The sequence below is a fragment of the Pedobacter sp. B4419 genome, from assembly GCF_059693725.1.
In genome coordinates this window covers 1,554,949-1,572,098 of record NZ_JCASSL010000001.1, presented here as the reverse complement: position 1 = coordinate 1,572,098, position 17,150 = coordinate 1,554,949, and the positions used below count along the sequence as shown (strand labels likewise).

General features: G+C 42.8%; 14 protein-coding genes. 5 read left to right on the top strand and 9 right to left on the bottom strand.

Annotation, left to right across the window (positions count from 1 at the left end; genetic code table 11):
• Nucleotides 1-16: 16 nt before the first annotated feature.
• From gyrA to hemF, 4 genes are all read right to left on the bottom strand, one after another.
• Nucleotides 17-2,590 carry a DNA gyrase subunit A gene (gyrA, locus tag AC570H_RS06320; RefSeq protein ID WP_497352840.1) on the bottom strand — a complete coding sequence of 858 codons (2,574 nt, stop codon included), beginning with the start codon at nt 2,588-2,590 and terminating at the stop codon, nt 17-19.
• Nucleotides 2,591-2,964: 374 nt separating this feature from the next.
• Entirely contained in the window at nt 2,965-5,955 is a 2,991-nt protein-coding gene (dnaE, locus tag AC570H_RS06315; protein ID WP_497352838.1) for a DNA polymerase III subunit alpha, read from the bottom strand.
• A complete protein-coding gene (gene dinB / locus AC570H_RS06310) occupies nt 5,955-7,121 on the bottom strand; it encodes a DNA polymerase IV (protein WP_497352836.1) in 1,167 nt (388 codons plus the stop codon). The genes dnaE and dinB overlap by 1 nt, the downstream gene beginning before the upstream one ends.
• Nucleotides 7,122-7,726: 605 nt before the next feature.
• Nucleotides 7,727-8,638 (bottom strand): oxygen-dependent coproporphyrinogen oxidase, encoded by a 912-nt coding sequence (gene hemF, locus AC570H_RS06305; RefSeq protein ID WP_497352834.1) that lies wholly within the window; start codon nt 8,636-8,638, stop codon nt 7,727-7,729.
• A gap of 125 nt (nt 8,639-8,763) precedes the next feature.
• Between hemF and AC570H_RS06300 the strand changes: the two genes are divergently transcribed.
• On the top strand, nt 8,764-8,979 hold the full coding sequence (locus AC570H_RS06300; protein ID WP_497352832.1) for a hypothetical protein: 216 nt from the start codon (nt 8,764-8,766) through the stop codon (nt 8,977-8,979).
• A gap of 131 nt (nt 8,980-9,110) precedes the next feature.
• Here AC570H_RS06300 and AC570H_RS06295 read toward each other — a convergent pair whose 3' ends face one another.
• The 3 genes from AC570H_RS06295 to AC570H_RS06285 form a co-directional block, all read right to left on the bottom strand.
• Entirely contained in the window at nt 9,111-10,334 is a 1,224-nt protein-coding gene (locus tag AC570H_RS06295; RefSeq protein ID WP_497352830.1) for an MFS transporter, read from the bottom strand.
• 146 nt (nt 10,335-10,480) lie between these two features.
• Nucleotides 10,481-11,656: a redoxin family protein gene (locus AC570H_RS06290; protein ID WP_497352828.1), complete on the bottom strand. Its 1,176-nt coding sequence runs from the start codon at nt 11,654-11,656 to the stop codon at nt 10,481-10,483.
• Nucleotides 11,657-11,665: 9 nt separating this feature from the next.
• Complete coding sequence (locus AC570H_RS06285) at nt 11,666-12,850, bottom strand: TIGR03435 family protein (protein ID WP_497352826.1); 1,185 nt, start codon at nt 12,848-12,850, stop codon at nt 11,666-11,668.
• A gap of 126 nt (nt 12,851-12,976) precedes the next feature.
• On the opposite strand from AC570H_RS06285, the gene AC570H_RS06280 reads away from it, so the two are divergent.
• Both AC570H_RS06280 and AC570H_RS06275 read left to right on the top strand, forming a co-directional pair.
• Nucleotides 12,977-14,446 (top strand): sensor histidine kinase, encoded by a 1,470-nt coding sequence (locus AC570H_RS06280; RefSeq protein WP_497352824.1) that lies wholly within the window; start codon nt 12,977-12,979, stop codon nt 14,444-14,446.
• Nucleotides 14,446-15,129: a response regulator transcription factor gene (locus tag AC570H_RS06275; protein ID WP_497352822.1), complete on the top strand. Its 684-nt coding sequence runs from the start codon at nt 14,446-14,448 to the stop codon at nt 15,127-15,129. The genes AC570H_RS06280 and AC570H_RS06275 overlap by 1 nt, the downstream gene beginning before the upstream one ends.
• A gap of 61 nt (nt 15,130-15,190) precedes the next feature.
• Here the strand turns inward: AC570H_RS06275 and AC570H_RS06270 are convergent, their stop codons facing one another.
• Nucleotides 15,191-15,502, bottom strand: coding sequence for a hypothetical protein (locus AC570H_RS06270; protein WP_497352820.1), 312 nt, complete (start codon nt 15,500-15,502; stop codon nt 15,191-15,193).
• 109 nt (nt 15,503-15,611) lie between these two features.
• Nucleotides 15,612-15,920 carry a phosphoribosylpyrophosphate synthetase gene (locus tag AC570H_RS06265; protein ID WP_497352818.1) on the bottom strand — a complete coding sequence of 103 codons (309 nt, stop codon included), beginning with the start codon at nt 15,918-15,920 and terminating at the stop codon, nt 15,612-15,614.
• An 80-nt stretch (nt 15,921-16,000) separates the two neighbouring features.
• Here AC570H_RS06265 and AC570H_RS06260 point away from each other — a divergent pair, with 80 nt between their 5' ends.
• Complete coding sequence (locus tag AC570H_RS06260; RefSeq protein WP_497352816.1) at nt 16,001-16,486, top strand: DUF4442 domain-containing protein; 486 nt, start codon at nt 16,001-16,003, stop codon at nt 16,484-16,486.
• A gap of 18 nt (nt 16,487-16,504) precedes the next feature.
• Nucleotides 16,505-17,137: an AlbA family DNA-binding domain-containing protein gene (locus AC570H_RS06255; protein ID WP_497352814.1), complete on the top strand. Its 633-nt coding sequence runs from the start codon at nt 16,505-16,507 to the stop codon at nt 17,135-17,137.
• The last annotated feature ends 13 nt before the right edge of the window (nt 17,138-17,150 follow it).

Below are 17,150 nucleotides of genomic sequence, written 5' to 3'. Positions count from 1 at the left end.
TTTTTTCGAAATTATATTAATTATCTTCTGTTTGACCTTCGGCAGCAGGATTGTTATCATTCTCCGGCTTTTCAGCTGTACCTTCTGCAGAATCTGTCAAGTTTTCTCCGTTTTCTCCAGTCTCTTCTTCCTCGTCTTCGTGTTGGATTTTGGCTACCGAAGCAATTTCGTCATTACCTTTCAAAGTAATCAAACGAACACCTTGCGTGGCTCTACCCATTACCCTCAACTCGCTCACTACAATCCTGATTACGATACCAGATTTGTTGATGATCATCAAATCATCCGCATCGGTTACGTTTTTAATGGCTACCAATTTACCAGTTTTATCGGTAACGTTAATGGTTTTAACACCTTTACCGCCCCTATTGGTTACACGATAATCATCAATATCAGTACGTTTTCCGTAGCCTTTTTCCGATACCACTAAAACTGTAGCTTCTTTGCTGTCTACAGCAATCATGCCAACTACTTCATCTTGATCATGTGCCAAGGTTACTCCCCTTACGCCGGTAGCTGTTCTACCCATCGGCCTAACCGTACTTTCGTTAAAGCGGATCGCCCTGCCCGAACGCAATGCCATTACAATTTCGCTGGTTCCAGTGGTCAAGCTCGCTTCTAGCAACTGATCGCCCTCGTTAATGTTAATGGCGTTGATACCATTAACCCTTGGACGTGAATAAGCTTCTAGAGAAGTTTTCTTGATGGTACCTTTTTTGGTACACATAATGATAAAGTTGTTCTCTAAATATTCCTGGTCTTTCAGGTTAACTACCTTAATATAGGCTTTAACTTTTTCTTCTTTCGGAATGTTGATGATGTTCTGCAATGCCCTGCCTTTGCTGGTTCTGCTTCCTTCTGGAATTTCGTATACCCTTAGCCAGAAACAACGTCCAGCTTCGGTAAAGAACAACATATAGTTATGGTTAGAAGCGATCAACAAGTGCTCGATAAAGTCTTCGTTTCTCGAGTCGCTGCCTTTTGATCCCTTGCCACCCCTGCTTTGGGTACGGTATTCTGTAGCAGGCGTACGTTTGATGTAACCTTCGTGAGAGATGGTAATTACCACTTCTTCATCTTCGATGAAGTCTTCCATGCTCATATCTTCGGCAGAGTGAACGATACTGGTACGGCGTTCGTCGCCATATTTATCCAACATTTCGCCCAACTCGTCTTTGATGATCTGCATACGCAAGGACTCGTCAGCCAAGATAGATTTCAAATATTCGATGGTTTTCATCAATTCGGCATATTCTTCTTTGATCTTGTCGCGCTCCAGTCCGGTTAACCTACGCAAGGTCATGTCTAGGATGGCACGTGCCTGGATATCGCTCAGGCCAAATTTCTCCATCAAGCCTGTTCTGGCTTCTTCTGGCGTACTCGAAGCACGGATCAGCTTGATTACTTCATCGATATGATCAAGGGCAATCAGCAAGCCTTCTAAAATGTGTGCACGTTTTTCGGCCTCTGCCAACTCAAACTTCGTTCTACGCACAATCACATCATGGCGGTGGTCTACGAAGTGACGGATGAGGTCTTTAAGGTTTAGCATTTGCGGACGACCGTTTACCAATGCAATGTTATTTACACTGAAGGAGGTCTGCAAAGACGTTTGCTTAAACAAGTTATTCAACACGATACTCGCATTGGCATCGCGCTTGATTTCGTAAACTATACGGATACCGTCTTTGTTCGATTCGTCTTTGATGTTAGAGATGCCCTCGATTTTCTTCTCGCCAATCAGCTCGGCGGTACGCTCAATCATTTGGGCCTTGTTTACCTGGTAAGGGATTTCGGTAACAATGATGCTTTCGCGGTCTTTATTGCTTTCGATTTCGGCCTTGGCACGCATTACAATACGACCTCTACCCGTTTCAAAAGCTTCTTGAACTCCTGCATAGCCATAAATAATGGCGCCTGTAGGGAAATCTGGGCCTTTGATGTGCTTCATGAGCTCGGCAATGGTAATCTCATTGTTTTCAATGTAGGCTACCGTTGCATTGATGGCTTCTGAAAGGTTGTGTGGCGCCATATTGGTAGCCATACCAACGGCAATACCAGATGAACCATTAATTAACAGGTTAGGTACTTTTGACGGAAGAACCGTTGGCTCTTCTTCGGTATCGTCAAAGTTTAGCTGAAAATCAACTGTATCCTTATTGATATCTGCAACCATTTCTTCGGCAAGCCTACTAAATCTTGCCTCCGTGTAACGCATGGCTGCCGGCGAATCGCCGTCAATTGAACCGTAGTTACCTTGTCCGTCTACCATGAGGTAACGCAAGCTCCACTCTTGGGCCATACGCACCATGGTCATATAAACCGATGAATCGCCATGTGGGTGATACTTACCCAATACCTCTCCTACAATACGTGCAGATTTTTTATAAGGTTTTCCGGCACCCAAACCCAGACCTAACATCCCATATAAAACACGACGATGTACGGGCTTTAAGCCGTCGCGCACATCAGGCAAGGCCCTACTTACGATAACGGACATCGAATAGTCGATGTAGGCAGATCTCATCTGCTCATCTATGTTAATTGAGACTATCTTGTCGTTCTCTTGATTTTCTAAATCTTCTGCCATAAATAATAATGTTCGTTAAAAACGAAATTTAAATTAGGTATTGTTATAACCTTGCGAATTTAACAAAATAAGCACCAACCTGCGCATTGATGTGGAAAAGTTTTGCACATGGGGAAAATGACCTGAATAGGCAATTTTGGTAAATTGGCGCTTAAAAACCCAAGCTAAAATATCCGTTGTTAACAGCTAGGCAAAACCTTGAAACATAAAGCTGCTGCGATCGTTGTTGTTCTTTGCCAATGGGATTACTGCCTATTTTGTATATGGCTTATGAAGATGTGTTTTTGAAGGCAAATGTAGTGCTATTCTAGAAAGCCAAGTATTTATAATGGTATAGCTTCCATCTTCCCTTTTACCTCTTCCCTATCTTTATTCTAAGTCTGCAGCACCGGATTATCTACAATCGGCAACTTGGCAAACTGCATCACTTCGATACTGGGAACGCCAAAATCCATCAGTACCCTGCCCAAAATAAGGTAGCATCCTTTGCCTCTAAACGGATAAACCGGCGTACGGTTAGTGAAATGTGCCGTGTCAAAAAATTCGCCCTCGCTGTCTATAAATGTACCAAACCACATTTTTGAATTTTGCGAGGTATGCACCGTTTTTTCGCAGACGTAGTTGCCCAGCATTTTTACGATTTTGCCTTCATGCTGGTCCAGGTCCTTGGCCAGTACATCGCCACGGTAAGCGGTTTTGAGCAAATCGAACATGCTGATGCTGAGCGGAAAGCCCAACAGCTCCAATTCTTGGTAGGCATCTTCAATTAGATGGGTATCTAATGCAGGCAAGGTATAAGACTTAACGGGCATATGGAACAGTTCCCTGCCTGGACTAGGCCTTGTCGAATTGCCCAAGTGGTTGTGCACCTCCCAAAGCAGTTCTTTTTTGCTTTTTCCAGTAAAGCGCAAAGCCCCTATCCGAATCAAGATAAGCGACTGTTCTAAAGAAAGATACGTACGCTTAATTAAATCTTCCAAATCGATATAATTGCCGTTGGCCTTACGTTCTGCAGGAATGAGTTCCATCAACCTTCCCTCCAGTCCCTGTACGCCAATAAAGCCTAAATAAGCCTGATCCTGTTCAATGTTTACTTCGGCATCGCTATGGTTTACACACGGCAGGTGAACTGTCGCTCCGGTCTGCTGCAAGGCATGCACATACACCCAGCGTTGGTAAAATCCGCCATAGTTGTTCAGCACGGCCACCATAAACTCCATGGGATAATAGGTTTTCAAAAACAGGCTTTGGTAGCTTTCTACAGCAAAACTGGCCGAATGCGCCTTAGAAAAGCTAAATCCGGCAAAGCTAGAAATCTGCCGCCATACTTCTACGGTAGTGGCCTCTTCCCTGCCCAAAGCCTTGGCATTGTTAAAAAAACGCTGGGCCAACTTATCAAATTCTACCTTGGCCCGGTATTTACCGCTCATGCCTCGCCGCAAAATATCCGCATCGGCCATATCCAAGCCCGCATAGCAGCAACAAACCTTAATTACGTCTTCCTGGTACACCATGATGCCAAAAGTTTCGCCTAACTGCTCTTCCATTACCGGATGGAGATATTTAACTTGTTCTGGGTGATGGTGGCTGTGGATGTACATTTTCATCATGCCCGAACTGGCCACTCCCGGCCTGATGATCGAACTGGCTGCTACCAGCGTCTGGTAGTTGTCGCAAGCCAATTTTTTGAGCAGTTGGCGCATGGCCGGCGATTCTACATAAAAACAGCCGATCGGCGTACCCGCCCTGAGCTGCGCATTCAGGTTGGGATCTTCCCTAAACGACTTAAAATCATGTATATCGATCTTTTGCTGCTTGTTTTTGGCAATGAGCCTCACTGCTTCACGGATATGCCCAATGCCCCGCTGGCTCAAAATATCATATTTATCCAACCCTATTTCTTCTGCTTCGTACATATCCCATTGCACGGTAGGCATGCCTTTGGGGGGCAAATCCAAAGCCGTATAATAGGTCAAGGGTTCTTCGCTGATCAAAATACCGCCGGCATGTATAGAACGCTGGTTGGGCATGCCATTCATGAAAGCGCTAATGGCCATTATTTTTTTAAATGCCGGATTGTGCCGATTGGCTATTTCCTTGGTAGGATCTGTAAAATCGTCTATTTCGCTTTTGGGTAGCCCCATTACCTTGCCCACTTCCCTGATAACTGCCCTGGTTTTAAAACTGCTCATGGTACCCAGCAAAGCAGTATGGTTACGGCCATATTTTTCGAAAAGGTAGTTTTGGATGTCTTCGCGTTCGTCCCAACTAAAATCGATATCGAAATCTGGCGGAGAACTTCGCTTGTAATTCAGAAAGCGCTCAAAGTACAGTCCCAAGGCAATGGGATCGACATCGGTAATCTTTAGGCAATAAGCCACAATGCTGTTGGCGCCAGAACCGCGCCCTACATGGTAATAGCCCTTTCTCATGCCATAGCAAACTACATCCCAGGTAATGAGAAAATAGGCACAGAAATTCAGGTCGGCAATTACTTTTAACTCTGATTTGATCCGTGTCAAGGCTTCTTCATGATCAACTCCATAACGGTATTCAAGGCCTTTCATGGCCAGTTGGGTCAACAGTTCAAGGTCTTCTTCGGCACTGCTGGTGAAATATTTTTTGTTCTTTTTGCCAAAGGTGTATTCATCGGTACTGCAGCTATCCAACAGCTTTTGGGTATTGGCAATTATGAAATCATAACACTCAAATTTGGCACGGAGCTCTTCTTCGTCCACAAAAACCTCGTCGGACATACAGGTATCGTTTTCTGTGAGCTTGCCCAATACCGTATTCAGTCCGATTGCCCTTAAGTATTGGTGCAGGCGATATTCTATTTTATCTTTTACGGTAACCGGATGAAAAACCACCAGCTTATCTTTTAAAGCGCCCAAGGGCTTGCCCACAATGCTGTTCAATTCGTTGGCACGGATACCCAAAAATTCGTTTTCGGCCAGTTTTGTACGCTTGCCATAGGGAAAAATAAGGTATGCGTTTTCGAATTTTGGAGGTTGGAAGGGCAATGGAATTTCGTTGAGGTTATGAAAGGTCAGGAAGTCATTCAGTTCTTTCATGCCCTCCCGGTTGCGGGCAATGCCGATGTAAAGCAATTGTTCATCCCGCCTAAACTCGATGCCTACGATGGGTTTAATGGCATAGGCCGACTTTTCTAAGTTCCCATCGTCGCCTAGCTGGTCTTGCCCTTCTTTTCTGCAAAGCCTGATCAGTTCCATACAGCCTGTAGAATTATTGATGTCGGTAAGTGCCAGCTGATGAATTCCCTTGGCTCTGGCTGTTGCAATCAGGTCTTTGATCTCCATGGTACCGTAGCGGAGACTGTACTGCGAATGGACATTGATAAACATTATTTGCCTATTTTATCTGGAAATACCGTAGCCAAACGAACGGCATCCGTACCATACAGGTTGCGGATTTTATCCATTCGCTGGTATAAATTGTATATTTTTTCTGATGGACCATACAGCGAAATCTGTTCGTGGCCGCCTACCAAATGTGATAATTTGACCCCAACCAATCGCAACAACATCCGTTTTTGGTAAACCTTGTCAAACAATTCCTTGGCTTTGGCTATCAATACCGAATCGATCGAAGTATAGGGAATTTTGGCTTGTTGGGTAACCGTTTCAAAATTGGCATAGCGGATGGTTACCGTAACGCAGGCCGTTAGTTTCTTTTGCTGGCGCAGCTCAAAGGCCAGTTTGGTAATCATATCCGTTAACAGTATTTTCATGCCGGCTACATCCATGCTATCGCTATCGAAAGTACTCTGCTTACCAATGGATTTTTGCTCGCGGTAAGGCACTACGGGCGAATTATCGATTCCATTTGCCTTTTGCCATAGACTAAGGCCGTTTTGGCCCAAGATCTTAAACATCAAATCTGGTGGGATTTGGGTAAGGGTATGGATTTTTCGAACCCCCATTTCGCTCAGCTTGATAAAAGTAGAATCGCCCAGACCAGGAATTTTCTTAATGGAAAGCGGATTGAGAAAGTGCTGTACTTCGGGTTTGGCCACCTCCATTTCGCCATTGGGCTTGCACTCGTTGGTAACGATTTTAGAAACTGTTTTATTGATGGAAAGTCCAAAAGAAATGGGCAGACCGATTTGCTTGAGCACAGCCTTGCGCAGTTCTTGGGCAAACTTCATGCAACCGAAAAAACGGTCCATACCCGTCATATCGATATAATGCTCATCAATACTGGCTTTTTCTAAGATCGGTACTTTTTCTTGAAGCAGTTCTGTAATCTGGTGCGAGTAATCGCTATAATCGTCCATGCTGCCCTTTACAAAAATGGCATGCGGGCAAAGCTGACGCGCCATACGCATGGGCATGGCCGAGTGTACGCCGAATTTTCGGGCTTCGTAGCTACAGGACGATACCACTCCCCTGTCTGAAAGCCCGCCAATGATTACGGCCTGGCCTTTAAGCCTACTGTCTTTTTTAATCTCTACCGAGACAAAAAAGGCATCTTGGTCCATATGGATGATATGTTTATCGGCGAACTGCATAAATCAAGACAAATATAATACTAATATAATTAGTATTATTAATCTTAATTTAATTTTTGCTAAATTATTTAGTTAATCTAATTTGATCTCTTTCCTCCCCCTGCCCCCCTCCAAAGGGGGACAAATTAGCTCTAAGTAGGAGATGCTTGAAATGGATATCTAGCCGTCTTTTTTGTAGAAAAGAACAGCAGCATTCCATTTGATTGTCAGTCCCGCTTTCTCTTCAAGCTGCGATGCAGGCTTTTCGTTCAATCAGGTTTAGGAAACAAAGGTCTTTACTACTATTTCTTGTACAAGCCCAGGTTATTGATATGCTTGTCTTCCTCCCCCTGCCCCCTCCAAAGGGGGACAAATTAGCTCTAAGTAGACACGCCAAAAAGATCTACATATTTTTGTACAGCCCCTAGTGAATAGCCCGAATTGAAGCGACATCCTTTTTGACCTAAGGCAAAAAGATACAGCGGAAAGTCGGAAGGCCCTTTAAGCTGCCCAGTGACACTGCGCTCCAATAAAACGTGTAATTTTCTCTATGCAGGAAAATGAATAATAGGTCATGGCCGTCTTCCTCCTCCTGCCCCCTCCAAGGGGCACAGAGTTATCGCTAGCTACACCCAGTCGATGCCTTTTTTAAGCAGGTTTTTGGTCTGTTCTTCTTCGCTGCCTGCCAAAACCTGTGGATTATAGCTCCATTTGGCCGTAGGCGGCAGGCTCATCAGGATGCTTTCGATACGGCCATTGGTTTCGAGGCCGAACTTGGTACCTGCATCATAAACGAGGTTAAATTCTGCATAACGGCTTCTGCGCAGGTATTGCCACTCTTTTTGCTGTTCTGTGTATTCTTTATCGCGGTTACGATCAATCAGTTCGCTGTATACGGGGATAAAAGTATTGCCCACGGCCAAAGAAAAATCAAGCAATTGCTTAAAGTCCAACTGGGTATTTTCCGGTTTTAATCGATCATAAAAAATACCGCCCACACCCCGGGTCTCTTCGCGGTGTTTGATGAAAAAATAATCGTCGGCCTGTGCCTTAAATTTTGGATAGAAATCGGTATCGAACTCATCGCAGGTCTGTTTGAGACGGTGATGGAAAAAACGTGCGTCGGTTGGGATAATGTAATGCGGGGTAAGATCGATGCCCCCACCAAACCAACGGGTCTGTTCATCCATCTCAAAATACCTGATGTTCATGTGTATGATAGGCACGAAAGGATTTTCGGGATGCATAACGATAGAAACACCAGTGGCAAAGAAATCGTCATTCTCTACTTTAAAAGCCTTTTTTACGGCTTCCGGCAATTTTCCATGTACGGCAGAGAAGTTTACGCCACCCTTTTCTATCACGTTGCCGCCCTGCATTACGCGGGTTCTGCCACCGCCTCCGCCCTCACGCTCCCAAAGCTCTTCTTCGAACTTTGCCTTTCCATCGACCTGAACCAAACCCTCACAAATACTGTCTTGAATTTGCTGATATGTTGCTGCTACTTCGTCCCTGAACATCCTAATTAATTTATCCATCAAAGTTAAGGCTAATTCGAGCTAATCGGCTACAAATGTACAGATAGTACATTTTTTTGACAGATGCATTTTCTTGTTCCATTATGGTTATCTTGGATTAAGTTTAACCCTCAAACAAAAAACAGATGAAAAAATCAAATTTACTAAGCAAAGCCCAAATGAGAAAAGTAAGGGGTGGCGATGATCCGGATTCGATGTGCGTACCTACAGTGCACTGCATTAATCTCATTACCAACGCACCAGAAAAAGTTGAAGTGGGTGATTGTCTGGCCCAAGATCCAATGGTTGTTTGCTACAGTAATGGCTATGGCTTCTACTCAGACGGCTGTACTTCTTGTTAAAATCACTACCCAAAAGAAAAACGCTAGCCTTACCAACTAGCGTTTTTTATTTAAAAGGCCACAAGATTACAGATTTCTTAGAAATGGCGCTTGCCGCTTAAAATCTGTGGCTATAAAATCTAAGCTCATCTCTAAACTTCTACATAGTCTAAATCCTTGTGGAAAGTTTCTTTGAGCTGGCTCAACGCGATCAATGCAATCACCAGACAAACCGCACCCACAATCAAGGCACTTTCTAAAATACCCAGGTGGGTTTTCAAAAACAAGAACGACGAGGTAACCAATACCACCGAACCCCTTACAAAATTGGGCACCGTAGTAGTAACGGTAGCTCTTAGGTTGGTACCGAACTGCTCTGAGGCAATGGTTACAAAAGTGGCCCAATAGCCAGAGGCAAAGCCCAAAAAAAGGCTGAGCCAAATAAATGTTTTTGGACTAAGGCCTTCGGCTTTTAAGTAAATCGCGACAGCAATTGCTGTTAAGGCGAGAAAAATAAACATTACTTTTTTCCTCGATTTAAGCATTTGGCATAAGAAACCCGCAACAATATCGCCCACGGCTATACCTATATAACAATACATTACGCCTTCGCCTGCATTTAAAACTCCGCTTGCATTGAGGGCCTTGCCAAACTCTGGCGAGAAAGTAATGAGCACGCCCACCACAAACCATAAAGGCAAGCCAATTAATATGCAACAGAGGTATTTTTTAAATCGTCCGGCATTATTAAATAGCATCCACATGTTGCCACGCTGTACATTGGAGTCTTTCGTTTCTTTGAACATGCCGGATTCTGCCAAGCCTACACGTAACAGCAACAGGGCCAAACCCATGCCGCCACCAATATAATAGCTGTGTTGCCAGGTAAACATATCACTGATCAGCTTGGCGGCTACCGCACCAAACAAACCTACTCCAGCAACAATCATCGTTCCGTAACCCCTATTCTTCTTGCTCATGCTTTCGGTAACCAGGGTAATACCTGCCCCCAACTCGCCAGCAAGCCCCACGCCTGCTATAAAACGGATAATGGTATAAGCCGTAACCGAAGTCACCATTCCATTGGCGATATTGGCCAAAGAGTAAAGGATGATTGAACCAAACAATACGCTTAAACGGCCCTTTTTATCGCCCAAAATACCCCATAAGATGCCGCCGAGCAACATACCAAACATCTGTGCATTGATAATCGTAGTACCTACATCCAGCATGTCTGCACTGGCTACACCCAAACTGGTTAGGCTTTTTACCCTTACTACCGAAAAGAGGATCAGGTCATAAATATCTACAAAGTAGCCCAGTGCGGCTACGACGATCAGCAATACTAAATTCTTGTTTTTGGCAACTTCGTTCATATGGTTTAGTTTGAGCCGATTAAACTACAAAAAAAACCAATAAAACGCTATAAGACTTGCGAAGTTTAACTTTTAATTATCCTTGTTTTCAATGGTAAACTTGAAGGCTACGCTGTTTGAAAACTTCGCAAGTCTTTTATAGCTTGTTATTTTTCGAGAACAAGGAAATCAACTTCCCGATTTGTTTTTTCCAAAGCTAAACCCATGTCCTTTAAAATATTGTTGAGCGTTTCTGGTTTTTCTGGCTGAAAAGAGAACTTGATGTCCAGCTTTTCGGTATTGCCTGTTTCGTCTATAACCAACGATTTGTAAACGCCATAGCTCTCCAAATAATCTGCAAAATCTGTCATGGTGATACTTTGCTGGTCTATTTTGCCATGCATAGAGAAATAGGTTCTTTTGCCCGAAGTGTTTCTGCCAATGCCTGCAAACTTCTTCTCATCTACAATTTTGAGCACGTACACTTCTTTGTTTTGCTTCACGATATTAGCCTTTAAACCAAACCTTTTGGCCAATTCAGTTTTTAATGCAGGCAAAAGTTCCTCTTTGGTTGATGTAATGATATCTAAACAGTACCGATCTTCTTCTTTTGCGCCTGTTTTATCTATGGTTCTGCCATAATTAAAATCGCCAAAAGCCATTCTGTACAAATTACCAAGACCTACATTAATAAAAGTCAGCCTTCTGCCTGCAAATGCAGGATGATCGGCAAAAGTCATCATCATGCCTGGTCCGCCTTTAATTTCAGGCTGGATCACTATCCTGGTTTTTACGCTATCATCAGCAAAAAAGTAGGTTTTGATATAATCGGCAGTCAAGTTGTCTTTTTTCTCTGGCAAATGTACCTGCTGATTGGCCAATAAGCTATCAATCACTTTCCCGGTAATGCTTTCGGGATTGGTGGCTGCAATCAGTTTGCCATCAGGCGAAATGAGTACGCTATGAGGAATGAGGCGATGCGGAAACAACTCGCTTAATTTTCCGGCCGTATCAATGGCATACCACAATTTAGAAGGCCTTGCTTTCATAAACTGCTTGGTACGTGTTGCTGTTTCCTGCGTTACGTTAATTATCTGCAATTTGTCTTTGTATTGCGCCTGCAACTGTTGCAAATGTGGCATCGTTTCTATGCAGGCGCCACACCAGGTGGCCCAAAACTCTATCCACACCAATTTGCCTTTCAATTGTTGCAGATTGGCAGTTTTAATGGGCGCGTTTAAAATGGTTTCCAATTTAAAATTGGGTACCTGTTCCTGATTTTTAATTTGGCCATAGGCGCTATTGATCAACAGCAACACTATTAAAATTATCTTTTTCATCATTTTACCTGGTTATTTGTATAAGCTGAGCATATCTATTTTTCGTTCTCCTTTTTCAAGTTTCAGGCCCAGTTCGGCCAAAGCTTTGGTCAATGTTGCTGGATTTTCTGGCTGATAAACCAATTGGATATTGAACTTGGCATCAACACCTGTTTCATCGACCACTGGTAGCGCTACCACTCCAAAATCTTCCAGGTAACCCGCAATGTCGGCGAAGACCACTCCTTCTCCAGAAAATGTGCCCGATCCACCACCGTAAGCTCCTTTTTTGGTCATTGGGTTCTTTTGAATTTGGTTCACCCTGTTTTGGTCTTCAATTTTGAGGATATACACCGGCTTTTGTACCTTCTCTAGCTTTGCCTGCAGTTCAAAGCGTTTCAATAATTCATTTTTGAGGGTCGGAAGCAGTTCTTCAGGCGTTTTTGTAATGAGATCCAAACAGAATACTTCATCGTTTTGCTGTATATCCTTTCTTGTTTCGGCCATTACCCTACCATAAGCCAAACCGCCATAGGCAATGCGGTACATGCTTTCCAATGGCAGATTAATCATAGTGAGCCTTCGTCCTGCAAATGCCGAATCACCATTAAACCGGCGTTGCATGCTCGGGCCGCCTTTGATTTGTGGCTGGATGAGCAATCGAGATTGTACGGTATCGCTCGCGTAAAAATATTCCTTTACAAAATCCTTGGTCATGTTATCCGACTTCTCTTTGAGGCTTACGGTTTCTTTTCTAAGTAATTTTTCGATAAGGGCCTCCGTTACCTCATCAGCGCTGGTATTGGCAATCAGCTTGCCAGCTGCATCTATTAAAACTACGTGTGGAATGGTCCGGTGCGGAAATAAAGCGTTCAACGTTTCGCCGGTATCAATGGCAAACCATAAGTTAGAGGGCCTAACCTTTAAGAAAAGATTGATTCTTTTTGCTGTTTCGCTGCTTACCGATACCACTTGTAGCTTGCCCTTAAACTTTTTTTGAAGCGCTTGTAAATGTGGCATGGCCGCTACGCAGGGCGAACACCAGGTTGCCCAAAAATCAATCAGTACTATCTTTCCTTTCAGTTGGCTCAGCTTAACGCTTTTTAATGGGGCATTTAAGAGCGGACCAAATTCGATTGCCGGTACCTGTTCGCCATTTTTGACTTGCGCAAAGGCATAATTGCAGAATAGCAGTGCAGTTAAAATTATCTTCTTCATTGTTTATGGATTTATCTTTCACAAACATGAGGCTAAAAAACACAGAGGCAGGTTAAGCGCAGTTAAGTAAAGTTAATTAGTGTTAACTGAAGGCCGATTTAATAAAATGAGTATTATGTTTGTAGCATGCAGAAAAAAATAGTTTGGGCTTTGGTTTTAATGAGCTGCTGTGTGTTGGGAATTACCAGCCTGCAGTTCTATTGGAACTATCAGAACTATCAAACAACCGTGCATAATTTTAAAAGAGATGCCAACAGTGCATTAGAAATAGCCATCAAAAAGGAAATAGTATTTAGGCAAGACCAAATTGTTTTGAAGATGAAGAAGTGGCTGGCAGATACTTCTTTTGTCCGCATTGAATGCAACACCAACAATAGAGATAGCAATACCGTTTTTACTGTTCAAGATGTACATCCACGTTTTTTGGAAGATACCTCCAGAAAAGCAAAGTTTTTCCATATCGGTATAACCATGTTTAAGGAAAAGCTCAAAAAAATAACGCCAAAAGCCAAAACCCTATTTATCAATCACTTTGCCGAAAACCAGTTTAGGGATGACCTGAAAGACGGCGTTATTTATTTCTACACCCAAGGTCTGGGCGATAGCACAACCAAAGAATTTGAAAGAAACAAACTGGACGTTAATCATTTAGCTGCCCTGTACCAAAAGGAACTTCGCAAAAAAGAAATCTTTTCGCCTTTTACGCTCAACCCAAAATATGCAACCAAAGGCTATTTTCTGACACAAAAAAATAATGCGTCGTTAAGAGGGCCTCATCAAAAAGAAATAGTTTGGGCGAGTTTAGAAAATCCGAATACTTACTACCTCAGGGAAATGAAATGGCTGATCATCAGTTCTCTTCTGTTGATTGGCATTACCATTTTCTGCTTCTACTATACCATTAAAACGCTATTTAACCAAAGCAAGCTGGTAGCCATGAAAAATCAGTTCATCAGCAACATGACGCACGAAATACATACACCGCTTTCGTCTATACAGATTACCGCAGAAGCCATGCAGCAGTTTGACCAAGACCCGGCAACACGAAACAAATACCTTGATATTATCCTTTACCAAACCAAGAAACTTACCCGTTTAACCAAAGAGATATTGGGCAGTGCCAAATTGGAGCAAATTGCCTTCCCAACAGACGAAACAATCAAACTAAGGGAGCTGCTGACTGAGGTGATCGATTCGACAGCTTTACCTACAAACGCCCACATCCTATTGGAGACTAGTGCGGAATTGGCAATTAAGGGCAATCAGTTGCATTTGTTCAGGGCATTGAGCAACGTAGTTGAAAACGCCATCAAGTATAATACTTCCTCAAACCCTTTAATTACAATTAGTTATCTTATTAAGGATAAATGTATTAATATTTTCATTGGAGATAACGGCCCTGGTATTGCCGAGGAATTTAAGGCCAAAATATTCGGTCAATTTTTTCGCATTCCAACAGGTAATGTACATGATATTAAAGGCTACGGATTGGGCTTAAGCTATGTACAGAAGGTAATTGCACAACACAAGGGCAACATTAAGGTACTGGATAACCAACCCCATGGCAGTATCTTTGTCATTCAACTCCCTAGCTAATGGCAAACAAAAGACTATTGTTGGTAGAAGACGAACCTTTCTTGGCCAAGGTAATTACTGATAGCCTCGAACAGAAGGGTTATGTGGTGAGCCATGCAGCAGACGGAAAAAAAGGCTATAGTCTCTTTCAGAATGGCATATTCGACTTGTTGATCTTAGATGTGATGTTGCCCCATACCGATGGCTTTACCTTGGCCAAGCAAATAAGGCAAAGCAATGAATTGGTGCCAATCTTGTTTTTAACCGCCAAGACCGCTACTGCCGATGTGATAGAAGGCTACCAAAGCGGCGGCAACGATTACCTGAAAAAGCCTTTTAGTTTGGAAGAACTCTTTCTGCGCATAGACGAATTGCTGAAAAGAACATCAAGGGCAGATAAAGCCATTGCCGAATCGATTGTAATCGGCGATTATGTGTTCAACCATCCCAAACAGGAGCTTTCTTTTAAAGGCAACACTGTACAGCTTTCGCATCGGGAGGCCGAATTGCTTTGGTTGCTCTACAAAAACAAAAACAGGTTAACCGAACGAAAAATGGCCCTGCTTTCTTTATGGGGTGACGATAGTTTTTTCAATACACGCACCATGGATGTATTCATCACGCGTTTGCGCAAGCACCTGCAGGATGATGAAAAAGTACAGATTATAAATGTACGCGGAATGGGTTACAAGTTGATTTGTTAGGCTTGTTAATTGTTGAATTGCTAAATTGGTTAATCAGTATCAACATCAAAAATTTACTAATTTAATGATTTGCCAAATTTAAAGTTGGAGCAATACTTGCAAATTTCTTTTTCCAATCATCAATACTTATAGCTCTCTCTCCGGTTTCTTCATCAAAATAAATCCACGAATTACAGTCTTCAGACATTGATTTTAATTGAGTTATCTTTTGCAGGGAAATTTTTGCGTGACCATATTTTCGTTCCCCATCAATCATGGCACGCCACAAAACATATTCTAGATCTTTCATCCATCCAGCAGAATAGCATTCTTCTGAAATGTCGCTCATGAAATTTGCAAGTTGCTGTTGCTTTGGTGTTAAATTATCAATCATAATATTTTAGCAATTCTATTTGTCTCGGTGTCTTCTCGAGAGAGACCCTGAATCGAGTTCAGGGTGACGATTAGATAGACCAACAATTTAACAATAGAACCATTTAATTCTAATCGTGATGCACTTTAAGCTTATTCAACAATTCTGGAGAAATGCTATCAGAATAGGCACCATAGGCATCGATCAATACGCCTTTTAGGTTGCCAACAGGCGAAGAAATGGCATAGATGACCGAACTGTCTGCTGGATCGTTCATTCCTTCAAAGCGATAAACCTCATCGATTTCAAATTCTTCGGGCATCAGGCGCAGGTCTAATGATTTACATTCAATGCCGTCGTCGGCCAGGTTAAAATCGTACTCGTAGCCGCGTTGGTCAAGATCTGCCAAGGCTGCACTCATGGTGTCGTAAATATGCATGACCTAATTTACAAAAAGTTTACCGATTAGCTAATTTTTCAATTTGCTAATTAGCTAATTTGTTAGCATATTTAACCATCATGATAGTTTCAGAGCGAACCCTTAAATGGGCCTTGTGTTTGTATCCGCCACTATTTTTTCAGCGAATTTGGGTCAAAAGGTTCCATCCGGGCTTTAGGGGCGTTGATGTAAAGATCAGCAACAGCTTCTTGAACAGAAACTACAATGGCTCTATTTTTGGTGGCTCTATATATGCAGCCACCGATCCTTTTTATGCCATCCTTTTCGACCAGCTGATGCAGCGCAGCGGATTTAAGGTACGTGTTTGGCTCAAAAGCGCTTCTATCCAATACCTCAAACCCGGTTTAACCAGCCTCTATTTCACATTGGTGGTTAGCGATGAGATGATTGAAGAAGCAAAAACAGCACTCAATACCACTGGAAAGTTTGTCAAATCCTATCCAATGGAACTTTACAATAAGCAGGGCGAGCTTTGTGCCACGGTACAGAATGAAGTATACTTGCGCACCAAATTTCCAGGCGAAAAACAAAAAGTGGCCATTTAATATTTAAAAGCTTAGGTTATGAATATCAAAAGACTAATTCTAGAGGGCGAAAACGTAAGCTTGGATTTTAAAAAAACCATCAGCAATGCCGAAAAGATTGCCAAAACCCTGGTGGCCTTTGCCAACAACAGAGGTGGCAAATTGTTGATCGGCGTTACCGACGATGGCGCCATTAAAGGCGTAAAAGCCGAAGAAGAAGAAAAATACATGATCAACAAGGCAGCACACCAGTTTTGCAAACCTGCCATCGAACCTAAATTTGAAGAAGTATATATCGATGATAAGGTGGTGCTGGTGGTAGACATACCCGAAAGCGATTCAAAACCCCATTACGCCATGGATGAAAACAAAAAGTGGTGGGTCTATTTTAGGGTGAAAGACAAGAGCATTCTGGCCAGCAAGATTATTGTAGATGTTTTAAAGCAAGACAACAAGGAAACAGGACAACTGATCTCCTACTCGGACCACGAGAAAAAACTGCTCGAATACCTGGAAGAACATGGACGCATTACCTTAAAAGAATACAGCAAACTTACGCGCAGCGCCTACAAAAAAGCGCAACGGATCATCGTAAGTCTTATTTTAACGGGAGTGATCTTACCCCATACTTCAGAAAAAGAAGAATACTTTACCGCAACCGAACTGAAATAATTTGACAATAACA

Excerpts from the sequence above, each read along its gene's own strand:
- gyrA (WP_497352840.1), bottom strand. The coding sequence starts at position 2,590 with ATGGCAGAAGATTTAGAAAATCAAGAGAACGACAAGATAGTCTCAATT.
- dnaE (WP_497352838.1), bottom strand. The coding sequence starts at position 5,955 with ATGTTTATCAATGTCCATTCGCAGTACAGTCTCCGCTACGGTACCATG.
- dinB (WP_497352836.1), bottom strand. The coding sequence starts at position 7,121 with ATGCAGTTCGCCGATAAACATATCATCCATATGGACCAAGATGCCTTT.
- hemF (WP_497352834.1), bottom strand. The coding sequence starts at position 8,638 with ATGGATAAATTAATTAGGATGTTCAGGGACGAAGTAGCAGCAACATAT.
- AC570H_RS06300 (WP_497352832.1), top strand. The coding sequence starts at position 8,764 with ATGAAAAAATCAAATTTACTAAGCAAAGCCCAAATGAGAAAAGTAAGG.
- AC570H_RS06295 (WP_497352830.1), bottom strand. The coding sequence starts at position 10,334 with ATGAACGAAGTTGCCAAAAACAAGAATTTAGTATTGCTGATCGTCGTA.
- AC570H_RS06290 (WP_497352828.1), bottom strand. The coding sequence starts at position 11,656 with ATGATGAAAAAGATAATTTTAATAGTGTTGCTGTTGATCAATAGCGCC.
- AC570H_RS06285 (WP_497352826.1), bottom strand. The coding sequence starts at position 12,850 with ATGAAGAAGATAATTTTAACTGCACTGCTATTCTGCAATTATGCCTTT.
- AC570H_RS06280 (WP_497352824.1), top strand. The coding sequence starts at position 12,977 with ATGCAGAAAAAAATAGTTTGGGCTTTGGTTTTAATGAGCTGCTGTGTG.
- AC570H_RS06275 (WP_497352822.1), top strand. The coding sequence starts at position 14,446 with ATGGCAAACAAAAGACTATTGTTGGTAGAAGACGAACCTTTCTTGGCC.
- AC570H_RS06270 (WP_497352820.1), bottom strand. The coding sequence starts at position 15,502 with ATGATTGATAATTTAACACCAAAGCAACAGCAACTTGCAAATTTCATG.
- AC570H_RS06265 (WP_497352818.1), bottom strand. The coding sequence starts at position 15,920 with ATGCATATTTACGACACCATGAGTGCAGCCTTGGCAGATCTTGACCAA.
- AC570H_RS06260 (WP_497352816.1), top strand. The coding sequence starts at position 16,001 with ATGATAGTTTCAGAGCGAACCCTTAAATGGGCCTTGTGTTTGTATCCG.
- AC570H_RS06255 (WP_497352814.1), top strand. The coding sequence starts at position 16,505 with ATGAATATCAAAAGACTAATTCTAGAGGGCGAAAACGTAAGCTTGGAT.